This window comes from Actinacidiphila polyblastidii, from assembly GCF_036353415.1.
In the GTDB taxonomy this organism is placed as follows: domain Bacteria; phylum Actinomycetota; class Actinomycetes; order Streptomycetales; family Streptomycetaceae; genus Actinacidiphila; species Actinacidiphila polyblastidii.
This window is the reverse complement of the sequence record NZ_JAZEWV010000011.1, coordinates 82731-108550: the sequence shown is the minus strand read 5'-3', so window position 1 is coordinate 108550 and position 25820 is coordinate 82731. Positions and strand designations below refer to the sequence as shown.

The window sequence follows — 25820 nt, the reverse complement described above, 5'->3', positions numbered from 1 at the left end:
CGCCGCCGGTTCGAGCACGGGTGAGTAGCGCCCGCCACGCAGGCATTGATTCGATCCTTATGTGTCAATAGCGCTGACCGGGTACTCGCCAGGCATGGAATCGACGCCTCTACGGGTAATTGCCCTAGTTTGCACGCTCAACCCGTCCCCCGCCCGGTCCAGCTCCCAGCTGCTCGCCGAGCAGACGCTCACAGCGCTGGCCGGACACGGCGTGACCGGTGAAGCGATCCGGATCGCCGACCACGATGTCCGTCCCGGCGTCGCCGTGGACATGGGCGAGGGCGACGCCTGGCCGGCCATTCGGAACAAGATCCTGGCCGCCGACATCCTGGTGCTGTCCACGCCGATCTGGCTGGGGCATCCCTCCAGCGTGGCGCAGCGCGTCATGGAACGGCTGGACGGCGAGCTGTCCGAGAGCGACGACGAGGGCCGGCTGCTGACCTACGGGAAGGCCGCGGCGGTCTGCGTGGTCGGCAACGAGGACGGCGCCCACAAGGTGAGCGCCGACCTCTTCCAGGGGCTCAACGACGTCGGCTTCTCCCTCGCACCGAACGCCGTCACCTACTGGGTCGGCGAGGCCATGCAGGGCACCGACTACCAGGACCTGGACAAGACGCCCGGCTCCGTGGCGTCCGCGACGAAGGCGCTGGCCGCCAACACCGCTCACCTGGCCCGCCAACTGCGCACGGCACCCTACCCGGCGAGCTGACCACCCCGATCCCCGAAGGAGCCACCCATGAAAGCGCTGGTCTACAACGGACCCCACGACGTCTCGGTGGAGAACGTGCCGGACGCCCGGATCGAGCAGCCGGGCGACGCGCTGATCCGGATCACCACCACCAACATCTGCGGTTCCGACCTGCACATGTACGAGGGCCGCACCGCCGTCGAGCAGGGCAAGATCCTCGGACACGAGAACATGGGCATCGTCGAGGAGGTCGGCCCCGGGGTGACCCGGATCAAGGCCGGCGACCGGGTGTCGGTGCCGTTCAACATCGCCTGCGGCAGCTGCCGCAACTGCATGGGCGGCTGGACCGCGTTCTGCACGCGGGTCAACCCCACCGAGGGCGTGGACGGTGCCGCGTACGGCTACGCCAACATGGGCCCCTACGACGGCGGCCAGGCCGAACTGCTGCGCGTCCCGTACGCCGACTTCAACCTGCTGCACCTGCCCGCGGGCGAGGAGCACGAGAACGACTTCACCATGCTCTCCGACATCTTCCCCACCGGCTGGCACGGCACCGAACTGGCCGGGATGCGGGCTGGCGACACCGTCGCCGTCTTCGGCGCGGGACCGGTCGGCCTGCTCGCCGCACACAGCGCGATGATCCGCGGCGCCTCGCAGGTGTTCGTGGTGGACAAGGCACCCGACCGGCTGGCACTGGCCGAGTCCGTCGGCGCCACCCCGGTGGACTTCTCCGCGGCCGACCCGGTGGAGCAGATCCTGGACGCCACCCACGGGCGCGGTGTGGACTGCGGTGTCGAGGCCGTCGGGTACCAGGCGCACGACCCGTCCGGCCAGGAGCACCCCGAACTCGTGCTGGACAACCTGGTCAAGGCGGTCCGGACCACCGGCGGCATCGGCGTGGTCGGCGTCTACGTCCCCGAGGACCCGCAGGCGGCCGACGAAGGCGCCAAGCACGGCCGGGTCGGCTTCGACTATGGCACGTTCTTCACCAAGGGCCAGCACATGGGCACCGGCCAGTGCCCGGTGCTGCGTTACAACCGCGGCCTGCGTGACCTGATCACCGCCGGGCGGGCCAAGCCGTCCTTCCTGGTCTCCCACGAACTCGGACTCGACGAGGCACCCGACGCCTACCGGCACTTCGACAAGCGCGACGACGGCTGGACCAAGGTCCTGCTCCATCCGGGCCGGGCCGCCTGAGCAGAGAGAGCGGGCGATCCGTCCCACGGGAGCGGGCGAGCACGTTTCACGCCTGCTCGACGGGCACTCGCAGCACGAGAAGAGCGACGACAGAAGAGCGAGCGAGAGGAGTGGGACACCATGTCCGTAGTCGAGGAATCCGTCGAGGTCGAGGTCCCGGTGACCACCGCGTACAACCAGTGGACCCAGTTCGAGGAGTTCCCGAACTTCATGGACGGCGTGGAGCGGATCGAGCAGCGCAGCCCCACGCTCACCCACTGGGTGACCAAGGTCGGCGGGACCACACGAGAGTTCGACGCCGAGGTCACCGAGCAGATCCCGGACGAGCGGGTCGCCTGGACCACGGTCGCGGGCGAGGCGCGTCAGGCCGGCGTCGTCACCTTCCACCGGCTGGACGACAGCCGCACCAAGATCATGCTCCAGCTCGACCACGACCCTCAGGGCATCGCCGACACCGTCGGCGACAAGCTCGGCTTCGTACGGCACCAGGCCAAGGGCGACCTCAAGCGTTTCAAGTCGTTCATCGAGTCCCGCGGCGCCGAGAGCGGTGCCTGGCGCGGCCAGGTCTGAGACCGCCTCGGAGCACCCCGGCCGACTGGGGACGGCGGCGCCAGGACTGCCTGGCGCCGCCGTCCCACGGCTGGCCGACCGGGCGTCGCCCGGCGGCGTCCCGGAGGATGCCGGGGCGCCGGTCAGCGCATACGGCGGCGGTCCTCGTCGGACCACGCGCGGGTGTCACGGGGCTCGACGTAGGGCTCCTTGTCCGGCGGATAGCCGCCGGCGATCGCGCGCTGGCGGGCCATCTCGGCGTCGAACTCAAGGCCGAGCAGAATGACCAGGTTGGTGATCCACAGCCAGACCAGGAAGACGATCACGCCGGCCAGCGTCCCGTAGGTCTTGTTGTACGAGGAGAAGTTGGCGACGTAGAACGCGAACCCCGCCGAGGCGGCCATCCACAGCACCAGTGCCAGGAAACTCCCCGGAGTCACCCACCGGAAGCCGCGGCCCTTCGCGTTGGGCGAGGCCCAGTACAGCATCGCGATCATGACCGTGACCAGGACGACGAGCACCGGCCACTTCACGATCGACCACGCTGTCAGCGCCGTGTCCCCGACGCCGAACCAGGAACCGGCCTGGCGGGCCAGGCCACCGGTGAACACGACGATCAGCGCGCTGGCCACCGCGATGACCATCAGGACCACGGTCACGCCCAGCCGTACCGGCAGCACCTTCCACACCGGCCGGCCCTCGGGAACGTCATAGACGACGTTGGAGGCACGGATGAACGCCGCGACGTACCCCGACGCCGACCACACCGCCAGCAGCACACCCACCACGGCCAGCACCGACCCGAGACCGCCGCTGCCCTGCAACTGCCGTACCGCGTCGGTGATGATGTCCCGGGCCGAGCCGGGGGCGAGTTTGCTGACGTTGTGAAGCACCTTGTCGGTCGCCGACTGCCCGGCGATCCCGAGCACCGACACGAGCACCAGCAGCGCCGGGAAGAGCGAGAGCACGCTGTAGTACGTCAGCGCCGCCGCACGATCGCTGAGCTCGTCCCGCTTGAACTCCTTCAGCGTCCCTTTCAGCACTCCCGCCCAGGAACGCCTCGGCAACTCGGTCGGCTGGTTCGGCGCGCGCCGCTCCACCCGCTCGTCCGGCCCGGGGCTCTCCTCCCGGCCGGCCCCGTCACCGTCGTCCGCGCCTGGGGTTCCGCGTCTGAGTCTCATGCCTCCCGGCTGACCGCCCGGCCCGGCTCCATGCCTCGGCGGCCGAGCCGGAGTTCAGCTGAGCAGATCCGTCTTGAGCCGGCGGAGGATGCCGCTGAGGAGGCGGGAGATGTGCATCTGTGACAGGCCCAGCTCCTCGCCTATCTGGGCCTGGGTCTTGTCCTGTCCGAAGCGCAGTTCGAGGATGCGGCGCTCCCGGGGCTCGAGGGTGCGCAGCAGCGGGGCGAGGGTGTGGAGGTTGTCGAACAGCTCCATGCCGGGGTCGTCGGCGCCGACGGAATCGGCGTAGGTCCCGGCGCCGTCGAAGATGTCCGGGTCCCCGACGGGCACGTCGAGGGAGCCGGCGGTGTAGCCGTTGGTGGCGATCAGGCCCTCGATGACCTCCTCCTCGGGCAGTTCCAAGTAGGCGGCCAGTTCCGCGACGCCGGGCGGCGCGCCGAGCACGGCGGCCAGGTGGTCGCGGGCCTTGGCTATGGCCACCCGCAACTCCTGGAGGCGGCGCGGTACGTGCACGGCCCAGGAGGTGTCCCGGAAGTGCCGCCGCATCTGGCCGACGATGTAGGGGATCGCGAAGGTGGTGAACTCCACCTCCCTGGACAGGTCGAACCGGTCGATCGCCTTGATCATCCCGATCGTCCCGGCCTGGACGATGTCCTGCATCTCGTCGGCGTCGCGGCTGCGGAACCGCCGCGAGCAGAACACCACCAGCGACATGTTCATCTCGATCAGCGTGCCGCGCGCATAGGCGTGCTCCGGCGTCCCTTCCTCAAGCGTCCGCAGCCGGTCGAAGAACAGCGCGCCCAGGGCCCGGGCGTCCTTCGGCGCCATCGTGCGGGGGACACGGATCCACGGGAGTTCCGCGGTGGCGGCGGCCTGGACGGCATCGGAGCGGCTGTCCGGCCGCACCGCAGGAAGGGGAAAGGTCGGATCGGACGACATCACATGATCACCTGCGCCTTGTCGAGCGGAGGACGACGGCCGCCAGCCGACGGCCGTGCGCCGAGTGCCCGTTCCCGCCGTTCGTACACGCCCCGATCCCGCCCGCTCGCCCGGCGGGGGCCGCCACTCTCCGGGACGTTTGACCGGGCAGGCAGGGGTACTCGGAACGGCGACCCGTACGCGCGGGCCCGTCCAGACGGTGGCCCGGAATGGGCGTGTACACCGAATCCCCTGCTCGCAGCGTTCTCCGTGGAGGTCTCGCATGACTGTCCCATCCGCGCCCGCCGATCCGCTGGCCGAGCTGTCCGCGGCCGGTGTCTCCGTCTGGCTGGACGATCTGTCCCGCGAGCTGCTGGCCGGCGGTGAGCTGAAGAAGCTGATCGCGGAACGGCACGTCGTCGGGGTGACGACCAACCCGACGATCTTCGCCTCGGCCCTGTCCAAGGGCGACCGCTACAACGAGCAGCTACGCCGGCTGGGGCAGGAGGGCGCCGGCGTCGATGACGCGGTCTTCGCGCTGACCACCGACGACGTGCGCGACGGCTGCAAGGTGCTCGCCCCGGTGCACCGCCTGACCGACGGCGTCGACGGGCGGGTGTCGATCGAGGTCGATCCCCGGCTGGCCCGGGACGCGGAGGCGACCGCCGAGCAGGCGGTGAAGCTGTGGACGACGGTCGGCGAACCGAACCTGCTGGTCAAGATTCCCGCCACCCGCGAGGGGCTGGCGGCGATCACCGACACCATCGCCCGAGGCATCAGCGTCAACGTCACCCTGATCTTCTCCCTGGACCGCTACCGGGCGGTGATGGACGCCTACCTGGCGGGCCTGGAGCAGGCGCGGACCGCCGGCCACGACCTGGCCGGCATCCACTCCGTCGCCTCGTTCTTCGTCTCCCGGGTCGACACCGAGGTCGACGCCCGGCTGGACGCCCTGGACACCCCCGAGGCGCAGGAACTGAAGGGCAAGGCGGCAATCGCGAACGCGCGGCTGGCCCACCAGGCGTACGAGGAGATGGCCGCCGGGCCGCGCTGGCAGGCCCTGGCCGCGGCCGGCGCCCGCCCGCAGCGGCCCCTGTGGGCCTCCACCGGGGTCAAGGACCCCGCCTACCCCGACACCATGTACGTCCGTGAACTCGTCATCGCCGGCACCGTGAACACCATGCCCGGCGCCACCCTGACGGCGTTCGCCGACCACGGCACCATCCCGGCCCACTCCCCGGCCGTGGACGACTATGCCGCTGCCGCCGCCCACTTCGCGGCGCTGGAGCGGGCCGGCATCGACTTCGCGGACGTCACCGACACCCTCGAACGCGAGGGCCTGGAGAAGTTCGAAGCCAGCTGGGCCGAACTCGGCGCATCGGTGGACCGGGAGATGCGGGGCTCCGCCACCGGTCCCGGCCCGAAGCCGGGCGACGGGCCGGAGCAGCCCGCCGGCAGCGCCGGCCTGCTGGCGATCTACCTCAACGACCACCTGTCCGGCGCGACCGCCGGCCTGGAGCTCTTCCGCCGCGCCGCACAGACCCAGCAGGACGCGGAGAGCGGCGGCCCGCTGGCCGGGCTGGCCCGGCAGGTCGAGCAGGACCGCGACTCGCTGATCCAGATCATGGCCGACCTCGGCGTGCCCACCGACCGCCCCAAGGTGGCCATGGGCTGGCTGGCCGAGAAGGCCGGCCGCCTCAAGCCCAACGGCCACCTCTTCTCCCGCTCCCCGCTCAGCGACCTGCTGGAAGTGGAATCCATGCTGCTGGGAGTCCAGGGCAAGGCGGCCTGCTGGCGCACCCTGCGCGCCCTGGCCGACACCGACGAGCGGCTGTTCGCCGAGCACCTGGACGTCCTCCTGGAACGCGCCGAGCAGCAGAGCGCCGAACTGGAACGGCTGCGCATCGCCGCGGCAGGACGGGCGCTGTTCTCCGGCCGGACACCCGCGTGACCGGCTCGCACCTCCGCCTCTTCACAGGAGGCAGAAGGCCGGACACGGAGGGTGGCCGTCGAAGTGGCCGCCCGCGCGGGAGCGGCCCATCCTGGACGAGCGGCGGGCAGCCGGCATCGCCACCACGACGGGAGGCGGCCATGGCCGTACCACCCCTGCACGGGCCGCGGCGGATGCTGACCGTACCCGGCGTCTACGCCCCTCAGCACGACACGCATCTGCTCATGCGGGCGCTGAACCACCACGGCATCCGCACGGGAACCCACGTACTGGAACTCGGGACCGGCAGCGGAGCCCTGGCCGTGCACGCCGCCGGCCTGGGCGCCCGGGTCACGGCCGTGGACATCTCGCACCGGGCCGTGCTGTGCGCCCGGATCAACGCCACGCTGCACCGCAGCCGCGTCACCGTCAGGCGGCGCGACCTGTCGTGGCCGGGCGGGGACGGCTACGACGTGGTGATCAGCAACCCGCCGTACGTGCCGGCGCCGGCCCTCCGGCCGCCCCGGCGGGGCAGCGCCCGCGCCTGGGACGCCGGCTGGGACGGCCGCGCCGCCGTGGACCGGGTCTGCGCGACCGCGGCGGCCGTGCTGCGGCCGGGCGGCACGCTCCTGATGGTCCACTCGCAGATGTGCGGCACGGACGCCACGCTCGACGCCCTCGCCCGGCACGGCCTGGACGCCGAGGTCACCGACCGCGAGCTCGTCCCCCTCGGCCCGGTGCTGACCTCCCGCCTGCCGTGGCTGCGCGGGCAAGGGCTGATCGAGGACGGGCAGGACAAAGAGGAGCTGGTGGTCATCCGTGCCCGACAATGCTGAACGCCCCCGCCGCATCCGCATCGAACGCAACGGGCCGCTGGTAGTGGAGGGACCCGTGACCGTCGCTGGCGACGACGGAGTGGCCCACACCTCCGAGCGCTTCATGGTGGCGGTGTGCACCTGCCGCCGCAGCCGCAGCTATCCCTGGTGCGACACCAGCCACCGCCGCCACGGCCCCGCCCGGCAGAACGGCGCCACCGCGACCGGCACGGCCACCGACAACGGCACCGGCTCCGACGACGGCACGGACAACGGTGACGCCTCATGACCACCACGCCCTACCTCGAATCCCGCCAGACCCGCCCCCCGCTGCCGGATCCACGCGGTCCGGTGTCCGGCGCGGTCCTGACGGCTATGCGGGACGGCCGCGCGCCCGTGGTGGGCCCGCGGGAGACGGCCGACGCGGAGCCGTACGGGGACGACCTCCAGCTGGCCCTCTACGTACTGTACGAGCTGCACTACCAGGGTTTCGACGGCATCGGTGACGACCGCGAGTGGGATCCCGACCTGCTGCGGCTGCGCGCGGCACTGGAGCGCCACTTCCTGGACGCGCTGCGCGCGGACGCGCCGCCGAAGGCGAGCGCGCACGACGCCCTGGCCGGGATCCTCGTCGAGCCGGCCGCCGACGACGGCACCGGCGTGAGCCACCACCTGCGACGCGAGGGCCACCTGTGGCAGCTGCGGGAATACGCCGCGATCCGCTCGCTGTACCACCTGAAGGAGGCCGACCCGCACGCCTGGGTCATCCCGCGGCTGCACGGCCGCGCCAAGGCCGCGATGGTGGCCGTCGAGTACGACGAGTTCGGCGCCGGACGCGCCGAGAACATCCACGCGCGGCTCTTCGCCGACCTGATGGACGACCTCGGCCTGGACCATGCCTACGGCCGCTATCTCGGCGCCGCCCCCGCGCAGGCCCTGTGCACCGTCAACCTGATGTCGCTGTTCGGCCTGCACCGCGCCCTGCGCGGCGCCCTCGTCGGGCACTTCGCCGCGGTGGAGGTGACCTCCTCACCCGGCTCCCGGCGGTTGGCGGAGGCGATGCGCACAGCGGGGGCCGGGCCGGCCGCCGCACGCTTCTACGACGAGCACGTCGAGGCCGACGCCGTGCACGAGCAGGTCGTCCGGCACGAGCTGATCGACCCGCTGCTGGCGGCCGAACCCCTCCTGGACCCCGATGTCGCCTTCGGAGTGCAGGCCACCGGCCTGCTCGAGGACCGGCTGGGCGCACACCTGCTGAACGCCTGGCGAAACGGCCGCTCCGCCCTGCGCACCCCGCTCACGGCCGCCGCGTCGCACAGCGGATCATGATCACCGAACACGAGGGCCCGGGCCCTCTCGTCATCCTCGCCAACTTCGTCTCCCCGCTGGCCGTCGATCTGCTGGAGGAATCGGTCCTGCGGCAGTGGGCGCAGCAGGCGCCCCGCAAGCTGTGGCTCACCCGGCCCGGCGACGTGGTGATCACGCCGGTCCCCTTCAGCGACGCCTTCTGCCGCTACGTCTTCCACCGGACCGGCATACCGGACGGCTCCGTCACCGTCATCACCGTGCCGGACACCCCGCACGTCCCGATGGCCGAGGCGCTGGCCGTGCACGGGCTGCTCGATCCGCTGCGCGCCCTGGCGCGCGAGCGCCCCGGGGCGCGGCTGCTGCCGACCGCCTTCGACGAGGCGTCCGTCGGCCTGGCCGCCGACCTGCGCATTCCCGTCGTCCCTTACGAGATGGGCCTGCCGCACCCCGGCGTGCTGGGGACGGTCGCCGACCTGAACACCAAGTCCGGCTTCCGGGCCGTCGCCGACCGGCTCGGCCTGCGGCTGCCGCACGGCATGGTCTGCACGGGTGCGGAGTTGGACAGTGTGACGAAGGAGATGCTGGCCGGGCACGAGCAGGTGGTCATGAAACCCAACCGGTCGGCCGGCGGTCATGGCCTGCGCTTCGTCACCCGTGGCGAAGGGTCGGCGCATCCAGTGCCGGCGCCGGGCAGCCGCTGGGTCGTCGAGGCGTACGTGGACCACACCATGGCCATCAGCGCCCAGGGGGACGTCATCGCGGGACGGGCCCAGGTGACGTACGACGGCGAGATGCGGATGAACGGCGGTTCCTTCGCCGGCTACCGCTCGCCCCTGGACGACCTGCCGGGCCCAGCGCGCGAGGAGTTGGCCGACTGGACCCTGGCGCTGGGGTGCGAGCTGGCCGCCGAGGGCTACCGCGGGCCGTTCAGCCTAGACGCGGTGACCACCCGGGACGGCACGCTGTACGCGCTGGAATGCAATGTGCGGCGCACCGCGACCACCACCGCCCACTCCATGGTCTCCCGCCTGTCCAGCACCGGCCGCGCCGCCCCCGCTTGGTCCACCGGAACGGTCACGTCAACCGTGCCGCTGGCCTTCGACGCGGCCGTCGCCCGGCTGACCGAAGCGGATCTGGACTTCCAGCCCGGCGACACCGAAGGCGTGCTCCTGTACGCGGACCGCCCGGCGGACAGCATCAACTGGCGTTACGCGGCCCTGGCCGCCGACCGCGCCCGGCTCACCGAACTGGAAGCACGGCTCGTGGCCGCCTTCGGCGCCGCTCCGCCGCGACCGGCGGACGGCGGGATCAGGGCGAGGTGACGAGGGCCGCCTCGACCTCCCGGAGGAAGTCGTCCAGGTCGCCGGGGTTGCGCGAGGTGACAAGGGTCCAGCCGCCGGCCGTGTCGCTGATCACCGACCGGTCCACCCAGTGGCCGCCGGCGTTGCGGATGTCGGTGCGCAGGGACGCGTAGGAGGTCAGCGTCTTGCCGCGGACGAGGTCGGCCTCGACCAGTGCCCAGGGGCCGTGGCAGATGGCGGCCACCGGGCGGCCGGAGGACACGAACGACTGGACCGTGCGGACGGCCGCCTCCTCCTGTCGCAGGTCGTCGGCGTTGAGCGTGCCGCCCGGGACGAGCAGCAGGTCGTACGCCGAGGTGTCCGCGTCCTTCAGCGCGAGGGTCGGCTCCACGGTCTTGCCGGGGTCCTTGTCGCCGACGAGGGTCCGGACGGGCGAGCCGTTCGGCACCGACGCCACGTCCACCCGGGCCCCCTTCGCTCGCAGGTGCTCCACGGGGACCACCAGTTCGTCCTGCTCCACTCCGTAGTCCGTCACGATCACCAGAACACTTCGGCTCTTCAGGTCGTTGTCCGCCATGGCTGTGCCGTCCTCACTCGTCGTTCCGCGGTTGCCGTACGTGTCCACCCGCGAGTACCCCGCTGTCCGTTTTGATGCGGCGGCCGGGCCTCCGATGCGAACCGGCCGGTCAGGCAGCCGACGCACGGGAGGCGCCGGCCTTCTACCAGCCGGCCTTCCGTGTCGGCGTCGCCGAACGCCTTGATGCGGGGACCGTTCGCCGCCGAGTTTGAGTGACTAGTCACTCTCTTATATGCTGACGGCATGCCCAGACCACGAAGCGAGGATCGCCGCAACGCGATCATGTCGGCAGCCGCCCGTGTCATCGCCTCCCAAGGGCTCGGGGCGGCAACGGCCGTGATCGCGAAGGAGGCGGGAGTCTCCAACGGATCCCTGTTCGTCTACTTCGACACGAAGACAGCGCTCCTGAACGAGCTCTACGTGGCGCTGAAGGCGGAGCTGGGAGCGGCCGTGGTGGCCGGCCTCCCGGTCGCGGGCGAGGCGCGCGAGCAGGTCCGTCACCTGTGGACCCAGTGGTCACAGTGGGCGGCGGCCTACCCGTACAGGCGGCGTGCGCTCGCGCAGCTCCAGGTCGCGGATGACATCACCGCGGAGAGTCGTCAGAGGGCACACTCCGCGATGACCGGTGCCGCTGACGTGCTGGAGGGGAGCCGGGCGGAGGGGCCGATGCGGGATGTGCCGCTCGGCTTCGTTCTCGTCCTGATCAGCGCGATAGCCGAGGCCGCGATCGACGAAATGATCCGCGAGCCCGCCCAGGCCGAGGCCCGCAGCAGCGTCGCTTTCGACGCGATCTGGAGGGTCCTGGCCGGCCCCGCTGCGCCCGCCCTCTGACCCGGACCGCCACCCGGCCACCAGCACCCCGAGGAAGCGACACCATGACCACATCCAGCCCCACCAACCCGCCCGCCAAGGCGTGGATCGTCACCGGGCCCACCTCCGGCATCGGTCATCGCACCGCCCTCCAACTCGCCCGGCACGGCACCCTCGTGCTGGTCGGCCGCAACCCGGACAAGCTGAAGGACGTCGAGGCCGAGATCAACGCCCAACCCCATGGCCGTGCCGTCTCCGTCGTCTGCGACTTCTCCGACCTTGCCAGTGTGCGTCGGGCCGCCGCCGAGATCACCGCCCTCGGCCTGCCCATCGCCGGTCTGCTCAACAACGGCGGCATCAGGACCCGCGGCACCGAACGGAACGCCCGAGGCCAGGACCTCGCCTTCGCGACCAATCACCTGGGCCCGTTCGCTCTGACGGACGAGCTCATCGGACACCTGCCCGACGGCGCCCACATCGTCTTCATCTGCTCGGCCGTCGAGGACCCGGAGCGCAGGCCCGCAGTGATGGCCGGCTTCCGCGGCGGGCGCTACATCTCCGCCGAGGCCAGTGCCCGCGGCGAATGGCAGCCCGGCGGCTCGACCAGGCCCGGCTACGACGCCTACGCCACGTCGAAGCAGTGCAACCTCGCCACCGCGTACGCCTTCACCCGCGAGAACCCGCGGCTGCGTGTCAACGCGGTCGAGCCGGGGGTCAACCCCGGCACCGGTCTGGAGGGCGAACAGAACGTCGCCGTGCGCTTCCTGAGCCGGTACGTGCTCACGCCGCTGGCGCCGGTCACGAAGTACCTGAGCACCCCGAAACGAGCCGCACGGATGATCACCGAGGTACTGACCGACGAGTCGGGCCGCACCGGCGTGTACTACAACGAGAACGGCAAGCCGATGCAGGGCTCCGCCCAAGTACGCGACACCGCGTTCCAGGACCGAGTCGTCGCCGAGACCCGCGCACTCCTCACAAAGATCTCCGGCGAAACCACCTGACGCACCTCACGCCAGGCGGTCACCGGACAGGCCGACCCGTGGCCAGGGCACGGGCGTATGCCGCCGACTGGCCCGCTGGAGGCACCCAGGCGACGACGATCATGGCGTGCACCGCGGGGCTGAGGGAAGATGACCGGAGATCAGGTCTCCGGCAGAGCAGGAGCAGCGTCATGCCTCACCCGCCGCCACCGGCTCGTGCGGCTGATGACGATGGGGTGCCGGTGAGTGCGGCGGCGGCACGCGAACGGGTTCGGCAGGTGCTGCGGGCGGCCGGTGTGACGCCCGACAGTGCTCCGGTGGCGTTCGCGGACGCCCTGCTGGTGGTCTCCGAGCTGGTCACCAACGCCCTCGTGCACGCGGGCGGCGTCACCGCCTTCATCGTCCGGGCATATCCCGGAGCGCTGGAGATGCGCGTCGGCGATCCGAGTGACGACATGCCGCTCATCCGCGAGCCGGGCCGGCCTTCAGCCCCCGGCGGCTTCGGACTGCCGGTGGTCAATCGCCTGTGCGTCAGCGTGGACGTCCAGCGCGTCGTGCCCGTCGGCAAGACGGTCACCGCCGTCCTGCGGCTCCCCACCCCGGCCCCGCGGTAGCGGGCACCCGGCCGGCTGCGGAGCGCGGACCTCAGCGCCGGCCGTGGTGACAGAGCGCGGGGCCGTTGTTTCAAGCGGCCACGATCGGCAGGTCCCGCTGGAGGAGGTCTCCCCAGGGATGACCGGGGAAAACGTCCTGGGCCACGGCCAGCAGGCGAAGTGGCTGCTGTTGCAGGCCGACGACCGTGAGCTTCCGTTTGGCTTTCCGGCAGGCCAGTTGCTGGTGGACGAGCAGGTGGAGACCCGCGACATCCATGAACTGGGCCTCCCGCAGGTCCCAGGTCACCTCAGTGACCGACAGGGGCAGCTCAGCGGCTGCGGCGATCACTTCGGGCAGGGTGCTGAAGTCGATCTCCCCGCGCGGACTGATGACGGCTGCGGTGCCGCGGTTCGTACTGGTGATGATCATGGTGGGCACGCCCCCTTCAGGGGGTCATGAGCCCAAGGACACCAGGTGCCCCTGTTCAGCGGTCCTGGCAGCGTTGGCAGGGAGCGGATGCCCGTGGAGGGGGCGATTCCCGAACCCTGTGAACCAGCCCCCACAGCCGCAGCAGCAGGACACCGGTCAATCTCTCGTCCCGCCATCATCTCACCACAGCAGTCCCCTGGGCAGGGTAACGACTCGGCTCTGTACCGATACGGATCCCCGAGTGGCCACCGGAGGGCACGGTCTGCGACATACTGAGCGGCATGTCGGCAAATGACCACGCTCCCACGCAGCTGCCGGTCATCACCGCAAAGGGAGACCTGGACGCCGACACCCTGCCCTCTCTGGACGCCGAACTCCGGGCAGCCGTCACGACCGCCTCCGGTGTGATCCTCGACATCAGCGACGTCACCTTCGGAGACTCCGGCTTCATCAACCTGCTGCTTCGCACCCACCAGGACACCGAACTACGCGTCGTGGGCCTCGGGCCCCCGCTGGACCGGCTGTTCCGCATCGTCGGCGTCGACACCATCCTGCACATCTTCCCCACCGTCACCCACGCCCAAGGAGCGCGTCAGTAGCTGTCCCTCCGGCATCGACAGCGGGACAAGGCGAGAGGCAGCCGGGGGTCCGAGCGCCGCGGCTCTCCAGATGGCCCAGCCCCCTCGCCGCGATGTTCCCGGATGCTGGCCGTGGACCGCTACTGCCGCTATCCGGGCGCCGTCACCGGCCGGTCAGGCGGCGGCGGGGTGCTGGGCGGGCGGTTCGTGCTCGTCCAGCACGGCGGACCGCACCCGGGCGCATATCGTGCTCAGCAGCCGGGAGACGTGCATCTGGGAGATGCCCAACTGCCCGGCGATCTCCGCCTGCTTCATGTCACGGAAGTAGCGCAGGTACAAGATGGTGCGGTCGCGGGGCGGCAGCTCGCCCAGCCGCGATCCCAGCGCCACCCGGTCGGTCACCACGTCGAAGGCCGGGTCACAGCCGCCGATCCGGCTGCCGAGCGCGGCCCCGTCGCCGTCTCCTTCCAGCGCCACGTCCAGGGACAGCGCGGAGAAGCTGTCCAGTGCCGACAGTCCGGCCAGGACGTCCTTCTCCGCCATCCCGGTATGGGCGACCAGCACCGCCACCGGCGGTGCGGCGTCCGCGGGGCCGCTGCCCAGTTCCCGGCAGGCGGCGCGCACCCGGTTGCGGGACTCCTGGACCGCGCGCGGCACGTGGACGCTCCACAGGTGGTCCCGGAAGTGCCGCTTGATCTCGCCGTCGATGGTGGGGACGGCGTACGAGGCGAACGCGTGGCCGCGGTCGGGGTCGAAGCCGTCCACCGCCTTGATCAGGCCGACGGCCGCGATCTGCTCAAGATCGTCCATCGACTCACCACGGTCGCGGTAGCGCCCGGCCATCCGCCGGGCCATCGGCATCCACGCGATGATGACGCGCTGCCGGTACGCCTCCCGGTTCCGCGTCCCGGTGGCGTCGGCCATCGCCCGGAAGAGCTCGTCGGACTCGGGCGGTTCGTCGTGCTGCCGTCCCGCCGTGCGCGGGGTACGGAGTCTTTGATCCTGCATGTGATCACATCCGGACGGCTTCACACGACCCGCCGTCCGGCGACCGGAGGCGAGCCGCTACGGAGGCAGAGCTTTCCTGCCCACCAGCGACGGCGCCTCCAGTCCGAAGCACACATGGAGCGTCTGTCCGTACCGCAACCGCCCAAACCCGGTTCGGGGCCCTCCCCGTGGCGGACGAGCCGTTCGGCGGACGGCAGCGCGCCCCGACGGGGCGCCGATCGACCCTGGTGTGGACGGCTTGGAGGGGGTAGACGAAAATGAGGAGAGTTCTTCGGGTCTGGACCGAGGCCCGTGGTTCCGGCATCTGATGCCGATGGCAGGCGATGGCCTGCTGGTAGGTGACGCTCATGTTTGGGTCGACGGACCGCGGGGTCCCTGACCTGCTGAATCTGCTGCTGGGCACGTACAGCCTGGACGGCTTCCTCACCGCTCTGGCCGAGTCGGCCACCGAGCTGGCGCCGCAGGCCAACGGGTGCGGTGTGACGTTGCAGCGGCAGGGCAGACCGCTGACGGTGACCAGCGCCGGACGCAGTGCCACCCGGCTGGACGAGGCGCAGTACGCGCAGGACGACGGACCGTGCCTTGAGGCGCTGCGCACCGGCCGTGAGGTGGCGGTGTCCGACATGCTCACCGAGAAGCGCTGGGGCCCCTACCCCGCCTTCGCGGCCGAGTCGGGCGCCCGTTCGTCGCTGTCGCTGCCGATCGCCGCGCACACCCACACCGCGGGCGCCCTGAACCTGTACGCGCCCGGGCCCGACGGCTTCGCCGACGCCGACATCGCGGCGCTGCGCTCGACCGCGTCACAGGCCACCAGCGCGATCGCGCTTGTACAGCGCACCGCCGACATCCAGGAGTTCGCCGACGACCTCCAGACCGCCCTGCGCTCGCGGTCGGTCATCGACCGCGCCACCGGGGTGATCATGGCGCAGCAGCACTGCGGCCCGGACAAGGCGTTCGAACTGCTGCGCACCGCCTCCCAGCACCGCAACGTCAAGCTGCGGGAGGTGAGCGCGGAGATCGTCGCCCGGTACGGCGACTCCGGCGACGACGCGGAGCTGCGACCCCGCCGGTGACGGGTGGAGGGCTGCCGTGATGTCTGAGGAGCGCGATCTGGGCGAGGCGCTGGCCGGCCTGCTGCAGGCCAGCCACCGCGCGACCTTCGAGCAGCTGCCCGGCCTGATGCAGCAGGCCGCGGTGGGTTGCGGCTATGCGGGAGCCCGGCTGTTCGTGGTCGATCTGCAGCAGGACGTGCTGCGCGAGGTCACCGGAAAGGGCCGCAGCGCGGGCGACGGCGGCCAGGAGTGGGCGATCGACTCCACGCTGGCCGGCCGGGCCTACCAGAGCGGTCAGCCGGTGCTCAGTGGCGACGGCCGGCACGCGTGGATCCCGGTGCTCGACGGCACCGAACGCCTGGGCGTGTTCGACCTGCGCCGGGCCGTCGCGCCGAAGGCGATACAGGACGAGGTCACCCGTGACCCGGCCGGCTGGGCGCTGGCGTCGCTGGCCGGGATGCTGCTGGTCTCCAAGCGCGCCAACAGCGACTCCTACGCCAGACTGGCCCGCACCGGCCTGATGAGCGTGTCGGCGGAGATGCAGTGGACGCTGCTGCCGCCGATGACGTTCGCCGACGAACGGGTCACCATCAGCGCCGCGATGGAACCGGCCTACGAGATCGCCGGTGACGGCTTCGACTACGCGGTCACCGGCGATGTGGCGCACCTGGCGGTCTTCGACTCCATGGGCCACGACACCTCCGCCGGGCTGACCGCGAGCCTGGCCATGGCCACCTCCCGCAACCAGCGCCGCCAGGGCGCGGACCTGGCCGACGTCAGCCGGGCCATCGAGGACACCCTCGTCGGGCAGTTCGGGCACAGCCGCTACGCCACCGGGATCCTGGCCGACCTGGACCTGAACACCGGCGTCCTGTCCTGGGTGAACCGCGGGCATCTGCTGCCCCTCGTCATCCGTGGTGAGCGGTGGGCGACCACCACCCGCTGCCCCCCGGCCGGGCCGATGGGCGCCGGGCTCGGCCTGCCGGTGACGCTGTGCCAGGACCGGCTGGAGCCCGGCGACCGGCTGCTGCTCTACACCGACGGCATCACCGAGGCCCAGGACCGCGCCGGCGGGCAGTTCGGCGTGCAGCGCTTCACCGACTTCGTCATCCGCCACCACGCCACCGGGCTGCCCGTCGCCGAGGTGCTGCGCCGCCTCATCCACGGCCTTCTCGACTACCACCAGGGAAGGCTGGACGACGACGCCACGGTCCTGTTCTGCCAGTGGAACGGGCCCAGCTGACCGAACGGCGGCCGTCAGGCCCCGGCGCCGGCCTCGGTGGCCTGGGCGTGCAGATGTTCGAGGGCGTCGAGGACGACGGTGCGCTGGTACCAGGAGTGCCAGGACGCGATGTCGGCGGCCAGCTGGAGCAGGGCCGTCTCCTGGTCCGCGGTGAGACGCCGGCCCAGGAGGCTGTGCTGGAGGGCCAGTGTGCCGGTGCAGCGGCCGTTCCTGGTGGTCAGGGGTACGGCATGGACGGTGTGGAGGGCTGTGCCGGGCTGCGGCGCGGCGGGCCCGTCACCGCGACGGCTGCCGGGGTGCCCGTTGGACGGCCGGGCGGCTTCGGTGTCGGTCACCGGGCGCCCGGCGGCATGGGCCCTGGCGGCGACTGTCGCGGTGTCCGTGAGGTGCGCATAGGCGTCGCAGTAGGCGGGCTGGTGGCCCTCGTGGGCTTCCAGGAACAGGCCGGGCCCGCGAACGGGATCGACCAGGTGCAGGGTGCCGGCGTCGGCTTCCACGAGGCCGACGGATTCCGCGACGGCCGCTTGCAGCGCTTTGCCGCGGTCCCGGGGCCGGGCCCCTTGGCCGGCGAGGAAGCCCACAACAGGGGGCGCGCTGCGGCGGCGGCCGGGGAACCACAGCCCGGCCCCGGGCGGGACGGGGGCGGTGACGACGGCCGAGGCGAGGACCCGCAGCGGCACGTTGTGGGACTGCGAGGTCCGGGTGAGCAGGGTGAACGCGGCGCGCAGGGCGGTCAGCCCGTAGCGGGTCTGCACCACGCCCTGCGCGTAGTCGATCAGGCCGCGGGAGCGGGACCGGGCCCGCAGGCCGTAGATCTCCTCGTGCAGTCCGGCCAGCGTGCCGTCCGTGTCGTCGTGGGCGGTGACCGGGTCCGACCAGGGCGGATCGTCGCTGCCGGTGTCTGCGGCGTGAGCGCGGATCGCCTCGGCGATCGAGGCGTACACAGTGACAGCGGACAGCAGGGCGCGGTCGAGGACCGCGCGGATGCGGGGGTCCGGTGCCGCTACGGCGACCGTCACGCCCGGGGTCTGTCGGGCCTCGGCGTCCAGCGCGGCGGCCACCGCCCCGCTGAGGAGGGTGGCCGTGGTCAGGTCCAGGATCAGATACCGGCCCAGGGTGCGGGCGGCCGCTACGTACTGACGGGCCCGCAGGGTGAGTTCACCGACATCAGAGGCATCGAGCGCGCCGGCCAGGCGCAGCAGCAGTACGCCCTCCACCCGGTACTGCGGCTCCGGTTCAGGACCTCCCTGATGGCGGGAGTCACCGCTGCCGAGGGGGTCGAAGGTTGCGGATCGCGAGCTCAAGGCACACCTCAGCCGTCCAGAAGGGGACGGCCGGTTCCTGACCGTAATGATGTTCAACAGCAACTTTCCTGCCCATCGCCCGCGAAAGCAAGCAGGCACCCTGCCGGAGGCGTGCTCTGCCCGGCAGCGGGCATAGGGAAGATGAGGTGAGGTCAGGAAGAGGCCGTATCCCGCTTCCTGTTTCCACCCGGATTGTCGCGATCTCCCGCTGCCTGCCGGCTCGCGCCTCGCGCGCAGGAGCTGCGCGCTGCCGCGACGACAGCGAATCCGCTGCTGAGCAGGGACCACACCGAGTGCCCCGCGGAAACGGTTCCGCACACGAATGCCATGAAGGAGACCCGCCATGCTGATGGCACACCCCGCCGTCCTGCGGAACCTGGTCGACCAGTACGAGGCGCTGGAAACACTGCACGCCGAGATCGGCGGCCGGCAGGCCCGAGCCCGGATGGAGGACGTCATCTACACCCTGTGCGTCTCCACCGGCACCCGCGACATCGAGGCCGCACTGTCCGCGGCCCGCGAACGGCTGTCGTCCATGGACACCTGAGACCGGGCGTTCCGGCTAGCCGCGTCCACGCGGCCCCTCACCGGCGGGGCCCCGCCAGTCCAGGCACATGACGGTGGCGTCGTCTTTCGGCGCCCGGCCCTTGAACGCGTCGGTGACCGCGGCGACCAGCGCGCGGACGACCTCGCGCGGGTGGTCGCCGGCGGTGTCGCGGATGAGGCCGGGCAGGTCGACGGACCTCGCCTCGCGCTCCTGCATGCCGTCGGTGTAGAACACGAGGCGGTCGCCCGGGCGCAGGTCGATGTCCTGTACCTGGTAGGCCCCCTGCCCGCGCACACCGAACGGCAGGTTGACGCGCAGGTGGAGCTCGTCGACCTGGCCATCGCGCAGCCGCAGCGGCCAGGGGTGTCCGGCGTTGACGAGCCGGGCGCCGGTCCCGTCGAGGGACACGCGCAGCAACTGGCCGGTGGCGAACGTCCGCCGGCCGTGGTCGAGGAGGGCCTGGTGGATGTGCCGGGCCTGTTGGGCGAGGCCGCTGCGAGCGCGCCGGGCACCGCGTGAGGCGTTGACCAGGAGGGTCGCCATCAGTGCGGCGTCCACGTTGTGCCCCATCGCGTCGGTGATGGACAGGTGCAGGGTGTCGCGGTCGAAGGTGTAGTCGTAGGTGTCACCCGCGACGTCGCTCGCCGGTACCAACGCGCAGGCAAGGGCGAACTCCGCGGACTCGCAGGAGGGCGCCGACGGCAGCAGTTGGTGCTGGATCTCCGCTGCCAGGCCCACCGGGGTGGTGCGCCGGCCCCAGTGGTAGAGGTCCGTGAAGCGCCGGTCGGTGACGATGATGTACGCGAGTGCGTGCGCGGCCTCCTCGACCTGCTGGAGAACATCCGGCGAGACCCGTGACAGGGACAGCTCCAGGACCCCGATGACGTCTCCGCGGTTGGTGACCGGGGCCAGTACCCGCCGCCCGTGTCCGCCCCCCGTCCGCACCGGCTTCTGCGTACGCAGCACCTCGTCGTAGATGCTGTCGGCCAGCGGGGTCTGGTCGGCGCGCCGGCCTCGCGAGGCGGCCCCCTCCTCGCTGACCCGCACCACGCGTTGGCCCAGGACGTCGACGAAGAGGAACGACACGTACTGCGCGCCGAACCGCTGGCGCAGGTTGCGCGCCACGACATCGAGGGACCCCACCGGCGCGGCGGCCTCCGCCGCCGCCAGCACCTCAGCCAGCTCGATCCGGTCTCGCGCCACGACATCCTCCCTCGGTCAGAGGGATCTCCTTCCCCTGGAACAGGAGACATCACCCGCACGGCGTTCCGACGCCGAGCGGTGGACGTCGAAGGAGCGGCGTATTCCGAGGTCAGGTACGGGGCAACAGTTGGAGCCATTCGTCCTGCCAGTCTTCGAAGGAACCGGGCATCTCGTCGAGGACGCAGTGCCCGCAGCAGGGACAGGGGTATCGGTCGCGCTCCCGCGGAGTCTCGTTGAAGGCCCAGCCGGGGCAACACGCTTTTTCGCTTCCGCGGCCCGTCGGACCAGTCCGCAGACAGTCCGCAGGACACCCGTAAACCCCCGTCGGAGGCCAACGCATGCCAACGTCAGATTCCCTGGTCAGCGCCACAATCGACGTTCCGCCGCAGGTCAGGTTCGGGCCGGATACGTTCCGCTTCAACGTCTGAGCGGACGAGATGCCACCACGTCGTTGGCGTGGCAAACATACAGGTCAGATGGGGTCCACCTCTCCGGAGGCGGGCCCCTGGCCGTACCCCGTGCTGGATGGGTGCTGGATCGGCTGAGCGACCATCAGCCGGTTCCCCTCTCGGATGACACCAAGAGTGGTACGTTATCGAGTACCACTTGATGGGAGGGTCGAAGTCATGTCCATCACTGCGAGTGAAGCGCGCAGGGAACTGTTTCCGTTGATCAAAAAGGTCAACGAGAACCATGAGGCCATCGAGATCGTCTCCAAGCACGGTAACGCGGTGCTTGTCTCGGCCGAGGACTACATGGCGCTGCGCGAGGGCTCCTACCTGCTGCGCTCGCCGGCGAACGCCCGGCGGTTGCTCAAGGCGTACGAGAACGCCCTGTCGCACATCAACGTGTCGGAGCGTGAGCTGATCGATCCCGAGTCACCGGACGCAGGTGCGGGTGTCGCGTGAGGCTCCTCTTCGAGGACCAGGGGTGGGAGGACTACACGTCCTGGCTCAGGAGCGACCGCAAGATGCTCGCCCGGATCAACAAGCTCATCGAAGATGTCAGGCGTGACCCCTTCGCGGGCATCGGCAAGCCGGAGCCGCTGAAGTACCACCTGCCCGGAGCCTGGTCGCGACGGATCGACGATGAGCACCGCCTCGTCTACCTGGTGACGGACGAGGAGATCGTCATCCTCGCCGCCCGGTACCACTACTGATCGGTGAGGGTCCGGAGCGTTGGTTTCACTGGCTGAACCTTGACTCGGAGGCGGAGCGACGCGCTGGAATCAAGGGCGGTCGACGGTGGATCCACTCATCGCCAGCGGCGGCCTTGAAGGAGTCCCCGCTTCTCGGGAGGCCGCAGAAGCGGAACTGGGCCGGGCGCGCGGGCATGCGGAGAAGGCGATCCCGAGCATGCCGCGTCACTGAAGCGCTCATCAGGGGCCGGCCCCCGACCGGCCGGGGGGCCGGTGGGTCGGGGGCCGGGTCTGGTTCTGGGGGTCTCCGCCGGTCAGGCGGATCTCGCGGCGGAGGGCCGGGTCACGAGACGATCTTCTGCGAGGCGTTCTCGTTGTGCAGGGTCGAGTCGAAGTCGCTGCAGCCGTAGCTGGTGCCCCGGTCGTCGAACTTCTGCGAATGGCCCGTGTAGAAGCTGTTGTAGTAGACGTAGTACGCGTGGGTGGTGGAGTAGGTGCACGCTCCCGCCGCGTTGTTCTTGACGGCCTGTCCCGCGCCGTTCGCGGCGCCGCCGGTTCCGGCTTCGAAGACGTACACCGTCCTGCAGGTATCGAGGCCGCAGGTGTTCTCGTAGCCCGCGTAGTCCACGTTGTTGCCCTGCCAGACAAAATTGGCGCCGCTCAGATTCGAGTTGTACTTCAGATCGAGTGCGTCGTCGGAGCAGCCGCTGAACCCCCCGCAGTTGCTGCTCACGTAGGAGATGTGGGTGGCCGCCTGTGCGACGGGCGAAGCGGCGAGCGAGACTCCGGCGATCGCGCCGCTCGTGGCTGCCACGATGCCGAGGCGCTGAACCGCCTTTTTCAGGGTGGAACCCATCATGGTCGAACTCCCTTTCGCTGGTCCCGCGGTTTTTCCGCGGGCCGATTCTCCGTTCGGGCGCTCCTCAGCGGCGTAGTGCGTCGAGGGGCTCGATACGGGCGGCGCGGAGGGCCGGGTAGAGGCCCGCCGCGAAGCCGGTGGCCATACCGATCAGCGGGGCGGCCAGCACGGTGTACGGCTGGAGCACCGCGGTCCAGTCGCGGGCCATGGCCGTGCCCACCACGGTGGCCGCGCCCGACGCGGCGCCGATCAGGCCGCCGAGAGCGCCCAGCGCGGTGGACTCGGTGAGGAACTGCGCGGTGATGTGCCGGGGGCGCGCGCCCAGCGCCCGGCGCAGGCCGATCTCACTGGTGCGCTCCAGGACGGCCACCAGGGTGGTGTTGGCGATGCCGAGCGTGCCGACGGCCAGGCAGATCGCCGCCAGGATGAGGAAGAGCCCGGACATGTCGGTACTCACCTGGTCGCGCAGCGCGTGCGGGTCGGGCGGCGGAACCGCCTTGAGCAGGCGCGGTTCGTCCGGGCGCAGGGCGAGCGGTGCCTGGCGGGCGATGAGCGGGCCCGCACCGGGCCGGGTGCGGATGAGCGCCTGCGCGGCCGCGTCCGCCGGCGGCCCGTACGCGCGCAGGGCGGTGCTGGACGGGATGATCATTCCGAGCAGCGTCTGCGGGAGCCGCTGCACGTCGGAGACGATCCCGACGACCGTGTAGGCGACGCCGTCGACGAAGACCGCGGGCTGGTCGTCGGTGCGGGTGATGCCGAGCAGTCGGGCGGCGGGCGCGCCGAGCAGGGCGACCCGCTCGCCGCGCCGCTGGTGGAAGCCGTTGTAGAGGGCGCCGGTGCCGAGCGTCGGCTGCATGGCGCGCAGCGCACCGGGCGACGCGGCGAACAGTCCGATGCCGGAGCCGGAGCCGCTGCCGGAGGCGCTGTCGGCGCCCGCGCCGTTCGCCGCGGCGGCGGTGACGTCGGGGCGCGCCGAGATGCGCGGGTTGCGCAGCGGCACCTGCCACCAGACGCCCGCGTCCGTCACGCCGTTGAGCGCGGCGAGCCGGGCGTCGGAGTCGGCGGGGAAGTCCATCGCGCCCCGGCCGCTCGTGCCGGGGCCCGCCTCGGTCCCGGCGCCGAGGTCCTGGACGGTGACGGTGGTGTCCTGGAGCAGGCTGAACGACTTGCCGATCTGCCCGGTGGCGGTGGAGGTGAGCCCGAGGACGGCGACGAACGCGCCGACGCCGAGGACCGTGCCGACGGTGGTCAGGATCGAGCGGCCGGGGCGCTGGACGATCCCGGCCAGCGCTTCGGCGAGCGCGTCGCGCACGGCGAGCCGCGTCCGCCGGGCCGCGGGACGGAGCGACGCCCTGCCTGCGGGCCGGGAGCGGGCACCCTGCGAGGGGGGCGTCTCCCGGAGCGCGGCGGCCGCCGCCCGTGGCCCGGCGGGGGCTGCCCCGCGCGGCTCCGGCGCCGCCGTGCCGAACGCCGGGGACGGTGCGAGAGTGCCGTCGAGGAGGGTGACCCGGCGGTGGGCGCGGGCGGCGACCGCGGGGTCGTGGGTGATGACGACCACCGTCACGCCGGAGGCGTTGAGCGCCCCGAGCAGGTCCATGACGGACGCGGCGGTCGCCGAGTCGAGGTTGCCCGTCGGCTCGTCGCAGAGCAGCAGGTCGGGGGAGTTGACCAGGGCGCGGGCGATGGCCACGCGCTGGCGCTCGCCGCCGGACATGGTGGTGGGCAGCGCGTGCGCGCGGTGCGCCAGGCCGACCTGGCGCAGGGCCTCGTGCGCGGCCTCGGTGCGGGGGGCCGAGCGCGGGGTGACGTAGAGCTGGGCGAGGACGACGTTCTCCAGCGCGGTGCGGTAGGGCAGCAGGTGGAAGAACTGGAAGACGAAGCCCACCCGGCGGCCGCGCAGCGCGGCCCGATCGCGTTCGCCGACCCCGCCGGTGTCGGTGTGCCCGAGCCGGTAGGTGCCCGCGGTGGGCCGGTCGAGCAGCCCCAGCAGGTTCAGCAGCGTCGACTTGCCCGAGCCGGAGGGCCCGACCACGGCGACGAAGTCGCCCGCGCGCACCGCGAGGTCGACCGGCCGCAGGGCGTGCACAGGCGGTATGCCCGGGTACGTCTTGGCGGCCCCGGACAACTCCAGCACGGGGAGGCCGACTTCCTCGGGCACGGCCGTGGGCGCCGCCTCAACCGCAGGCGCAGGCGCAGGCGCGGGTGCAGGCGCAGGGCCGAGGCCGAGTCCGAGGGTACGGGTACGGGTACGGGTACGGAAGAGACTCATTGGCCGACCACGACCTTGTCGCCCGGCGCCAGGCGGGCGCCGCCCAGGGGCGTGACCTGGACCAGGCCGTCCGCCGAGACGCCCGCCTTCACCGGTACGACGTGCTGCGTGCCGCTCGGGTCCATGACCGTGACCGTCGTGCGGGCGTCGGCCCGCGCGGAGATCGCCGCCTGCGGCACGGCGAGCACCGGGGTGTCGGTCGCGGCGGCGGTGAGGGTGATCCGGACGTCCTGCGCCGCGAACCGGCCGTCCCACGGCTTGGACGGGCGGATCACCAGCGGCAGGTACGCTCCGCCGCCCATCGCGGCGGGGGCGCCGGCTGCGCCGTCCCCGCCGCCGTCCCCCTCCTTGCCGCTGCCGGGAACCACGAGTGCGCCGACCGACTCGACGGTGCCGTCCGCCTCCGCGCCCGTCACCTCGGACAGCACCTGCGCCCTCATCCCGGCGGCGACCAGCCCGGATTGCGTCGGGTCGAGCTGTCCGACGAGCGTCATACCGCCGCGCGCCAGCGTCACCACCGGCCCCTTGACCGGGTCGCCCACCTGCACCGGCACGGACACCACCCGTGCGGGCAGCGACGGCATGAACAGCACCTCGGACGCGGGCACCATCGCGTGCGCCACGGGCGCGGTCGGCGCGGCGGGAGGCGCCTTGTCGTTCCCCGCCGTCGGGCCCGCCGGGCCCGCCGTGCTGACCGGCACCGGGTAACCGAGCCCGCCATACAGCCGCTTGACCGCGGACTCGGTGCCGGCGCCGAAGGAGCCCTTGGCGTCGCCGCCCGTCGCGTACCCCGACTCACGCAGGGCCGACTGCAGTTGCGTGACGTCCTTGCCCTGCGCGCCGAAGGTCAGATCGCGGTAGGCGGGCAGCACGCCGGCGAGCGCGATGATCGGGCGGCCCGAGTACTCGACGAGGACCTGGGCGGCCCGCACCTTCTGCCCGGGGTGCACGTAGACGCCCGTGACCACCAACTGGGACGGCTGCGACGATGCGTCGGTCGCCGCCACCGAGGTCGGCGCGGCCGACACGGTGCGCCCGTCGGAGAACGTGCCGCGCAGCACCACCGTGGAGCGCAGCACCTGCCGGACCGCCTGCGCGGTGATCACGCTCGCCTTCGGCGGCCGGGTGTCGGCCACCGCCTGCGACGGCGACTGCACCCACTGGGCGGCCACCACCCCGCCGACGGACAGCGCCACCGCGACCGCGGCGGTGGTGACCACCGCCCGCCGCCTGCGGACCAGCCGCGACCCGCTCGGCCCGGAGGCGGCGGGCGTGCCGGAGGTGCCGCCGCCCGCCGGCCCCGGACCCGTGTCCGTGCCCGCACCGTTCGCGCTCATCC

The 25820-nt window shown here is 71.8% G+C and carries 26 protein-coding genes and 2 pseudogenes; 17 read left to right on the top strand and 11 right to left on the bottom strand.

Features of this window, described 5'->3' with window-relative positions:
• The first annotated feature begins 94 nt into the window (after positions 1–94).
• The 3 genes from V2S66_RS16085 (at position 95) to V2S66_RS16075 (ending at position 2455) form a co-directional block, all read left to right on the top strand.
• A complete protein-coding gene (locus V2S66_RS16085) occupies positions 95–709 on the top strand; it encodes a flavodoxin family protein (RefSeq protein ID WP_330795957.1) in 615 nt (204 codons plus the stop codon).
• A gap of 27 nt (positions 710–736) precedes the next feature.
• A complete protein-coding gene (locus V2S66_RS16080) occupies positions 737–1885 on the top strand; it encodes a glutathione-independent formaldehyde dehydrogenase (RefSeq protein WP_330795955.1) in 1149 nt (382 codons plus the stop codon).
• Between the two features lie 120 nt (positions 1886–2005).
• On the top strand, positions 2006–2455 hold the full coding sequence (locus tag V2S66_RS16075) for an SRPBCC family protein (RefSeq protein WP_330795952.1): 450 nt from the start codon (positions 2006–2008) through the stop codon (positions 2453–2455).
• 122 nt (positions 2456–2577) lie between these two features.
• Here V2S66_RS16075 and V2S66_RS16070 read toward each other — a convergent pair whose 3' ends face one another.
• Together V2S66_RS16070 and V2S66_RS16065 are read right to left on the bottom strand one after the other, a co-directional pair.
• On the bottom strand, positions 2578–3615 hold the full coding sequence (locus tag V2S66_RS16070; RefSeq protein WP_330795950.1) for a YihY/virulence factor BrkB family protein: 1038 nt from the start codon (positions 3613–3615) through the stop codon (positions 2578–2580).
• 54 nt (positions 3616–3669) lie between these two features.
• Positions 3670–4554: a SigB/SigF/SigG family RNA polymerase sigma factor gene (locus tag V2S66_RS16065; protein WP_330795947.1), complete on the bottom strand. Its 885-nt coding sequence runs from the start codon at positions 4552–4554 to the stop codon at positions 3670–3672.
• Between the two features lie 262 nt (positions 4555–4816).
• On the opposite strand from V2S66_RS16065, the pseudogene tal reads away from it, so the two are divergent.
• The 5 genes and pseudogenes from tal to V2S66_RS16040 all read left to right on the top strand — a co-directional run.
• Positions 4817–5932, top strand: a pseudogene (gene tal, locus V2S66_RS16060) (transaldolase); the annotation flags it as partial.
• A 692-nt stretch (positions 5933–6624) separates the two neighbouring features.
• Positions 6625–7299, top strand: coding sequence for a HemK2/MTQ2 family protein methyltransferase (locus tag V2S66_RS16055; protein WP_330795945.1), 675 nt, complete (start codon positions 6625–6627; stop codon positions 7297–7299).
• A 55-nt stretch (positions 7300–7354) separates the two neighbouring features.
• Positions 7355–7567, top strand: coding sequence for a CDGSH iron-sulfur domain-containing protein (locus V2S66_RS16050; protein WP_330795943.1), 213 nt, complete (start codon positions 7355–7357; stop codon positions 7565–7567).
• Positions 7564–8607 carry an iron-containing redox enzyme family protein gene (locus tag V2S66_RS16045; RefSeq protein WP_330795940.1) on the top strand — a complete coding sequence of 348 codons (1044 nt, stop codon included), beginning with the start codon at positions 7564–7566 and terminating at the stop codon, positions 8605–8607. The genes V2S66_RS16050 and V2S66_RS16045 overlap by 4 nt, the downstream gene beginning before the upstream one ends.
• Positions 8604–9908, top strand: coding sequence for a preATP grasp domain-containing protein (locus V2S66_RS16040; RefSeq protein WP_330795937.1), 1305 nt, complete (start codon positions 8604–8606; stop codon positions 9906–9908). Before V2S66_RS16045 ends, V2S66_RS16040 begins: the two co-directional genes overlap by 4 nt.
• On the opposite strand, the gene V2S66_RS16035 is transcribed toward V2S66_RS16040, so the two are convergent.
• A complete protein-coding gene (locus V2S66_RS16035) occupies positions 9895–10464 on the bottom strand; it encodes a type 1 glutamine amidotransferase domain-containing protein (protein ID WP_330795935.1) in 570 nt (189 codons plus the stop codon). The genes V2S66_RS16040 and V2S66_RS16035 overlap by 14 nt on opposite strands.
• A 243-nt stretch (positions 10465–10707) precedes the next feature.
• Here V2S66_RS16035 and V2S66_RS16030 point away from each other — a divergent pair, with 243 nt between their 5' ends.
• The 3 genes from V2S66_RS16030 (at position 10708) to V2S66_RS16020 (ending at position 12871) form a co-directional block, all read left to right on the top strand.
• The gene (locus V2S66_RS16030) at positions 10708–11295 is read left to right on the top strand and encodes a TetR/AcrR family transcriptional regulator (protein WP_330795933.1); all 588 of its coding nucleotides are present in this window, start codon (positions 10708–10710) and stop codon (positions 11293–11295) included.
• Positions 11296–11339: 44 nt separating this feature from the next.
• Positions 11340–12278: an SDR family NAD(P)-dependent oxidoreductase gene (locus V2S66_RS16025; RefSeq protein WP_330795931.1), complete on the top strand. Its 939-nt coding sequence runs from the start codon at positions 11340–11342 to the stop codon at positions 12276–12278.
• Between the two features lie 101 nt (positions 12279–12379).
• Positions 12380–12871, top strand: a complete 492-nt coding sequence (locus tag V2S66_RS16020; RefSeq protein WP_330796181.1) for an ATP-binding protein — start codon at positions 12380–12382, stop codon at positions 12869–12871.
• 70 nt (positions 12872–12941) lie between these two features.
• Here the strand turns inward: V2S66_RS16020 and V2S66_RS16015 are convergent, their stop codons facing one another.
• Positions 12942–13280 (bottom strand): STAS domain-containing protein, encoded by a 339-nt coding sequence (locus tag V2S66_RS16015; protein ID WP_330795929.1) that lies wholly within the window; start codon positions 13278–13280, stop codon positions 12942–12944.
• Positions 13281–13561: 281 nt separating this feature from the next.
• On the opposite strand from V2S66_RS16015, the gene V2S66_RS16010 reads away from it, so the two are divergent.
• The gene (locus V2S66_RS16010) at positions 13562–13879 is read left to right on the top strand and encodes an STAS domain-containing protein (protein WP_330795926.1); all 318 of its coding nucleotides are present in this window, start codon (positions 13562–13564) and stop codon (positions 13877–13879) included.
• Positions 13880–14032: 153 nt separating this feature from the next.
• Here V2S66_RS16010 and V2S66_RS16005 read toward each other — a convergent pair whose 3' ends face one another.
• The gene (locus V2S66_RS16005) at positions 14033–14866 is read right to left on the bottom strand and encodes a SigB/SigF/SigG family RNA polymerase sigma factor (protein ID WP_330795924.1); all 834 of its coding nucleotides are present in this window, start codon (positions 14864–14866) and stop codon (positions 14033–14035) included.
• Positions 14867–15213: 347 nt separating this feature from the next.
• On the opposite strand from V2S66_RS16005, the gene V2S66_RS16000 reads away from it, so the two are divergent.
• Together V2S66_RS16000 and V2S66_RS15995 are read left to right on the top strand one after the other, a co-directional pair.
• On the top strand, positions 15214–15939 hold the full coding sequence (locus V2S66_RS16000) for a GAF and ANTAR domain-containing protein (protein WP_330795922.1): 726 nt from the start codon (positions 15214–15216) through the stop codon (positions 15937–15939).
• A gap of 19 nt (positions 15940–15958) precedes the next feature.
• On the top strand, positions 15959–17161 hold the full coding sequence (locus tag V2S66_RS15995; RefSeq protein ID WP_330795921.1) for a PP2C family protein-serine/threonine phosphatase: 1203 nt from the start codon (positions 15959–15961) through the stop codon (positions 17159–17161).
• A gap of 14 nt (positions 17162–17175) precedes the next feature.
• Here V2S66_RS15995 and V2S66_RS15990 read toward each other — a convergent pair whose 3' ends face one another.
• On the bottom strand, positions 17176–18465 hold the full coding sequence (locus tag V2S66_RS15990) for an ANTAR domain-containing protein (protein WP_330795918.1): 1290 nt from the start codon (positions 18463–18465) through the stop codon (positions 17176–17178).
• A gap of 343 nt (positions 18466–18808) precedes the next feature.
• Between V2S66_RS15990 and V2S66_RS15985 the strand changes: the two genes are divergently transcribed.
• Positions 18809–19012: a DUF5133 domain-containing protein gene (locus V2S66_RS15985; protein ID WP_330795916.1), complete on the top strand. Its 204-nt coding sequence runs from the start codon at positions 18809–18811 to the stop codon at positions 19010–19012.
• Between the two features lie 15 nt (positions 19013–19027).
• Here the strand turns inward: V2S66_RS15985 and V2S66_RS15980 are convergent, their stop codons facing one another.
• On the bottom strand, positions 19028–20215 hold the full coding sequence (locus V2S66_RS15980; RefSeq protein ID WP_330795914.1) for a PP2C family protein-serine/threonine phosphatase: 1188 nt from the start codon (positions 20213–20215) through the stop codon (positions 19028–19030).
• 626 nt (positions 20216–20841) lie between these two features.
• Here V2S66_RS15980 and V2S66_RS15975 point away from each other — a divergent pair.
• Both V2S66_RS15975 and V2S66_RS15970 read left to right on the top strand, forming a co-directional pair.
• Positions 20842–21123, top strand: a complete 282-nt coding sequence (locus tag V2S66_RS15975; protein ID WP_330795912.1) for a type II toxin-antitoxin system Phd/YefM family antitoxin — start codon at positions 20842–20844, stop codon at positions 21121–21123.
• The gene (locus V2S66_RS15970; RefSeq protein ID WP_330795910.1) at positions 21120–21374 is read left to right on the top strand and encodes a Txe/YoeB family addiction module toxin; all 255 of its coding nucleotides are present in this window, start codon (positions 21120–21122) and stop codon (positions 21372–21374) included. Before V2S66_RS15975 ends, V2S66_RS15970 begins: the two co-directional genes overlap by 4 nt.
• Before the next feature lie 322 nt (positions 21375–21696).
• On the opposite strand, the gene V2S66_RS15965 is transcribed toward V2S66_RS15970, so the two are convergent.
• The 4 genes and pseudogenes from V2S66_RS15965 to V2S66_RS15950 all read right to left on the bottom strand — a co-directional run bounded on the left by V2S66_RS15965 (position 21697) and on the right by V2S66_RS15950 (position 25818).
• Positions 21697–22212: a hypothetical protein gene (locus V2S66_RS15965; RefSeq protein WP_330795909.1), complete on the bottom strand. Its 516-nt coding sequence runs from the start codon at positions 22210–22212 to the stop codon at positions 21697–21699.
• A 64-nt stretch (positions 22213–22276) separates the two neighbouring features.
• Positions 22277–23524 (bottom strand): ABC transporter permease, encoded by a 1248-nt coding sequence (locus V2S66_RS15960; protein WP_330796179.1) that lies wholly within the window; start codon positions 23522–23524, stop codon positions 22277–22279.
• Positions 23525–23902: 378 nt separating this feature from the next.
• Positions 23903–24481, bottom strand: a pseudogene (locus tag V2S66_RS15955) (ABC transporter ATP-binding protein); the annotation flags it as partial.
• On the bottom strand, positions 24478–25818 hold the full coding sequence (locus V2S66_RS15950) for a peptidoglycan-binding domain-containing protein (protein ID WP_330795907.1): 1341 nt from the start codon (positions 25816–25818) through the stop codon (positions 24478–24480). The gene V2S66_RS15950 and the pseudogene V2S66_RS15955, both read right to left, overlap by 4 nt.
• Positions 25819–25820 lie beyond the last annotated feature (2 nt).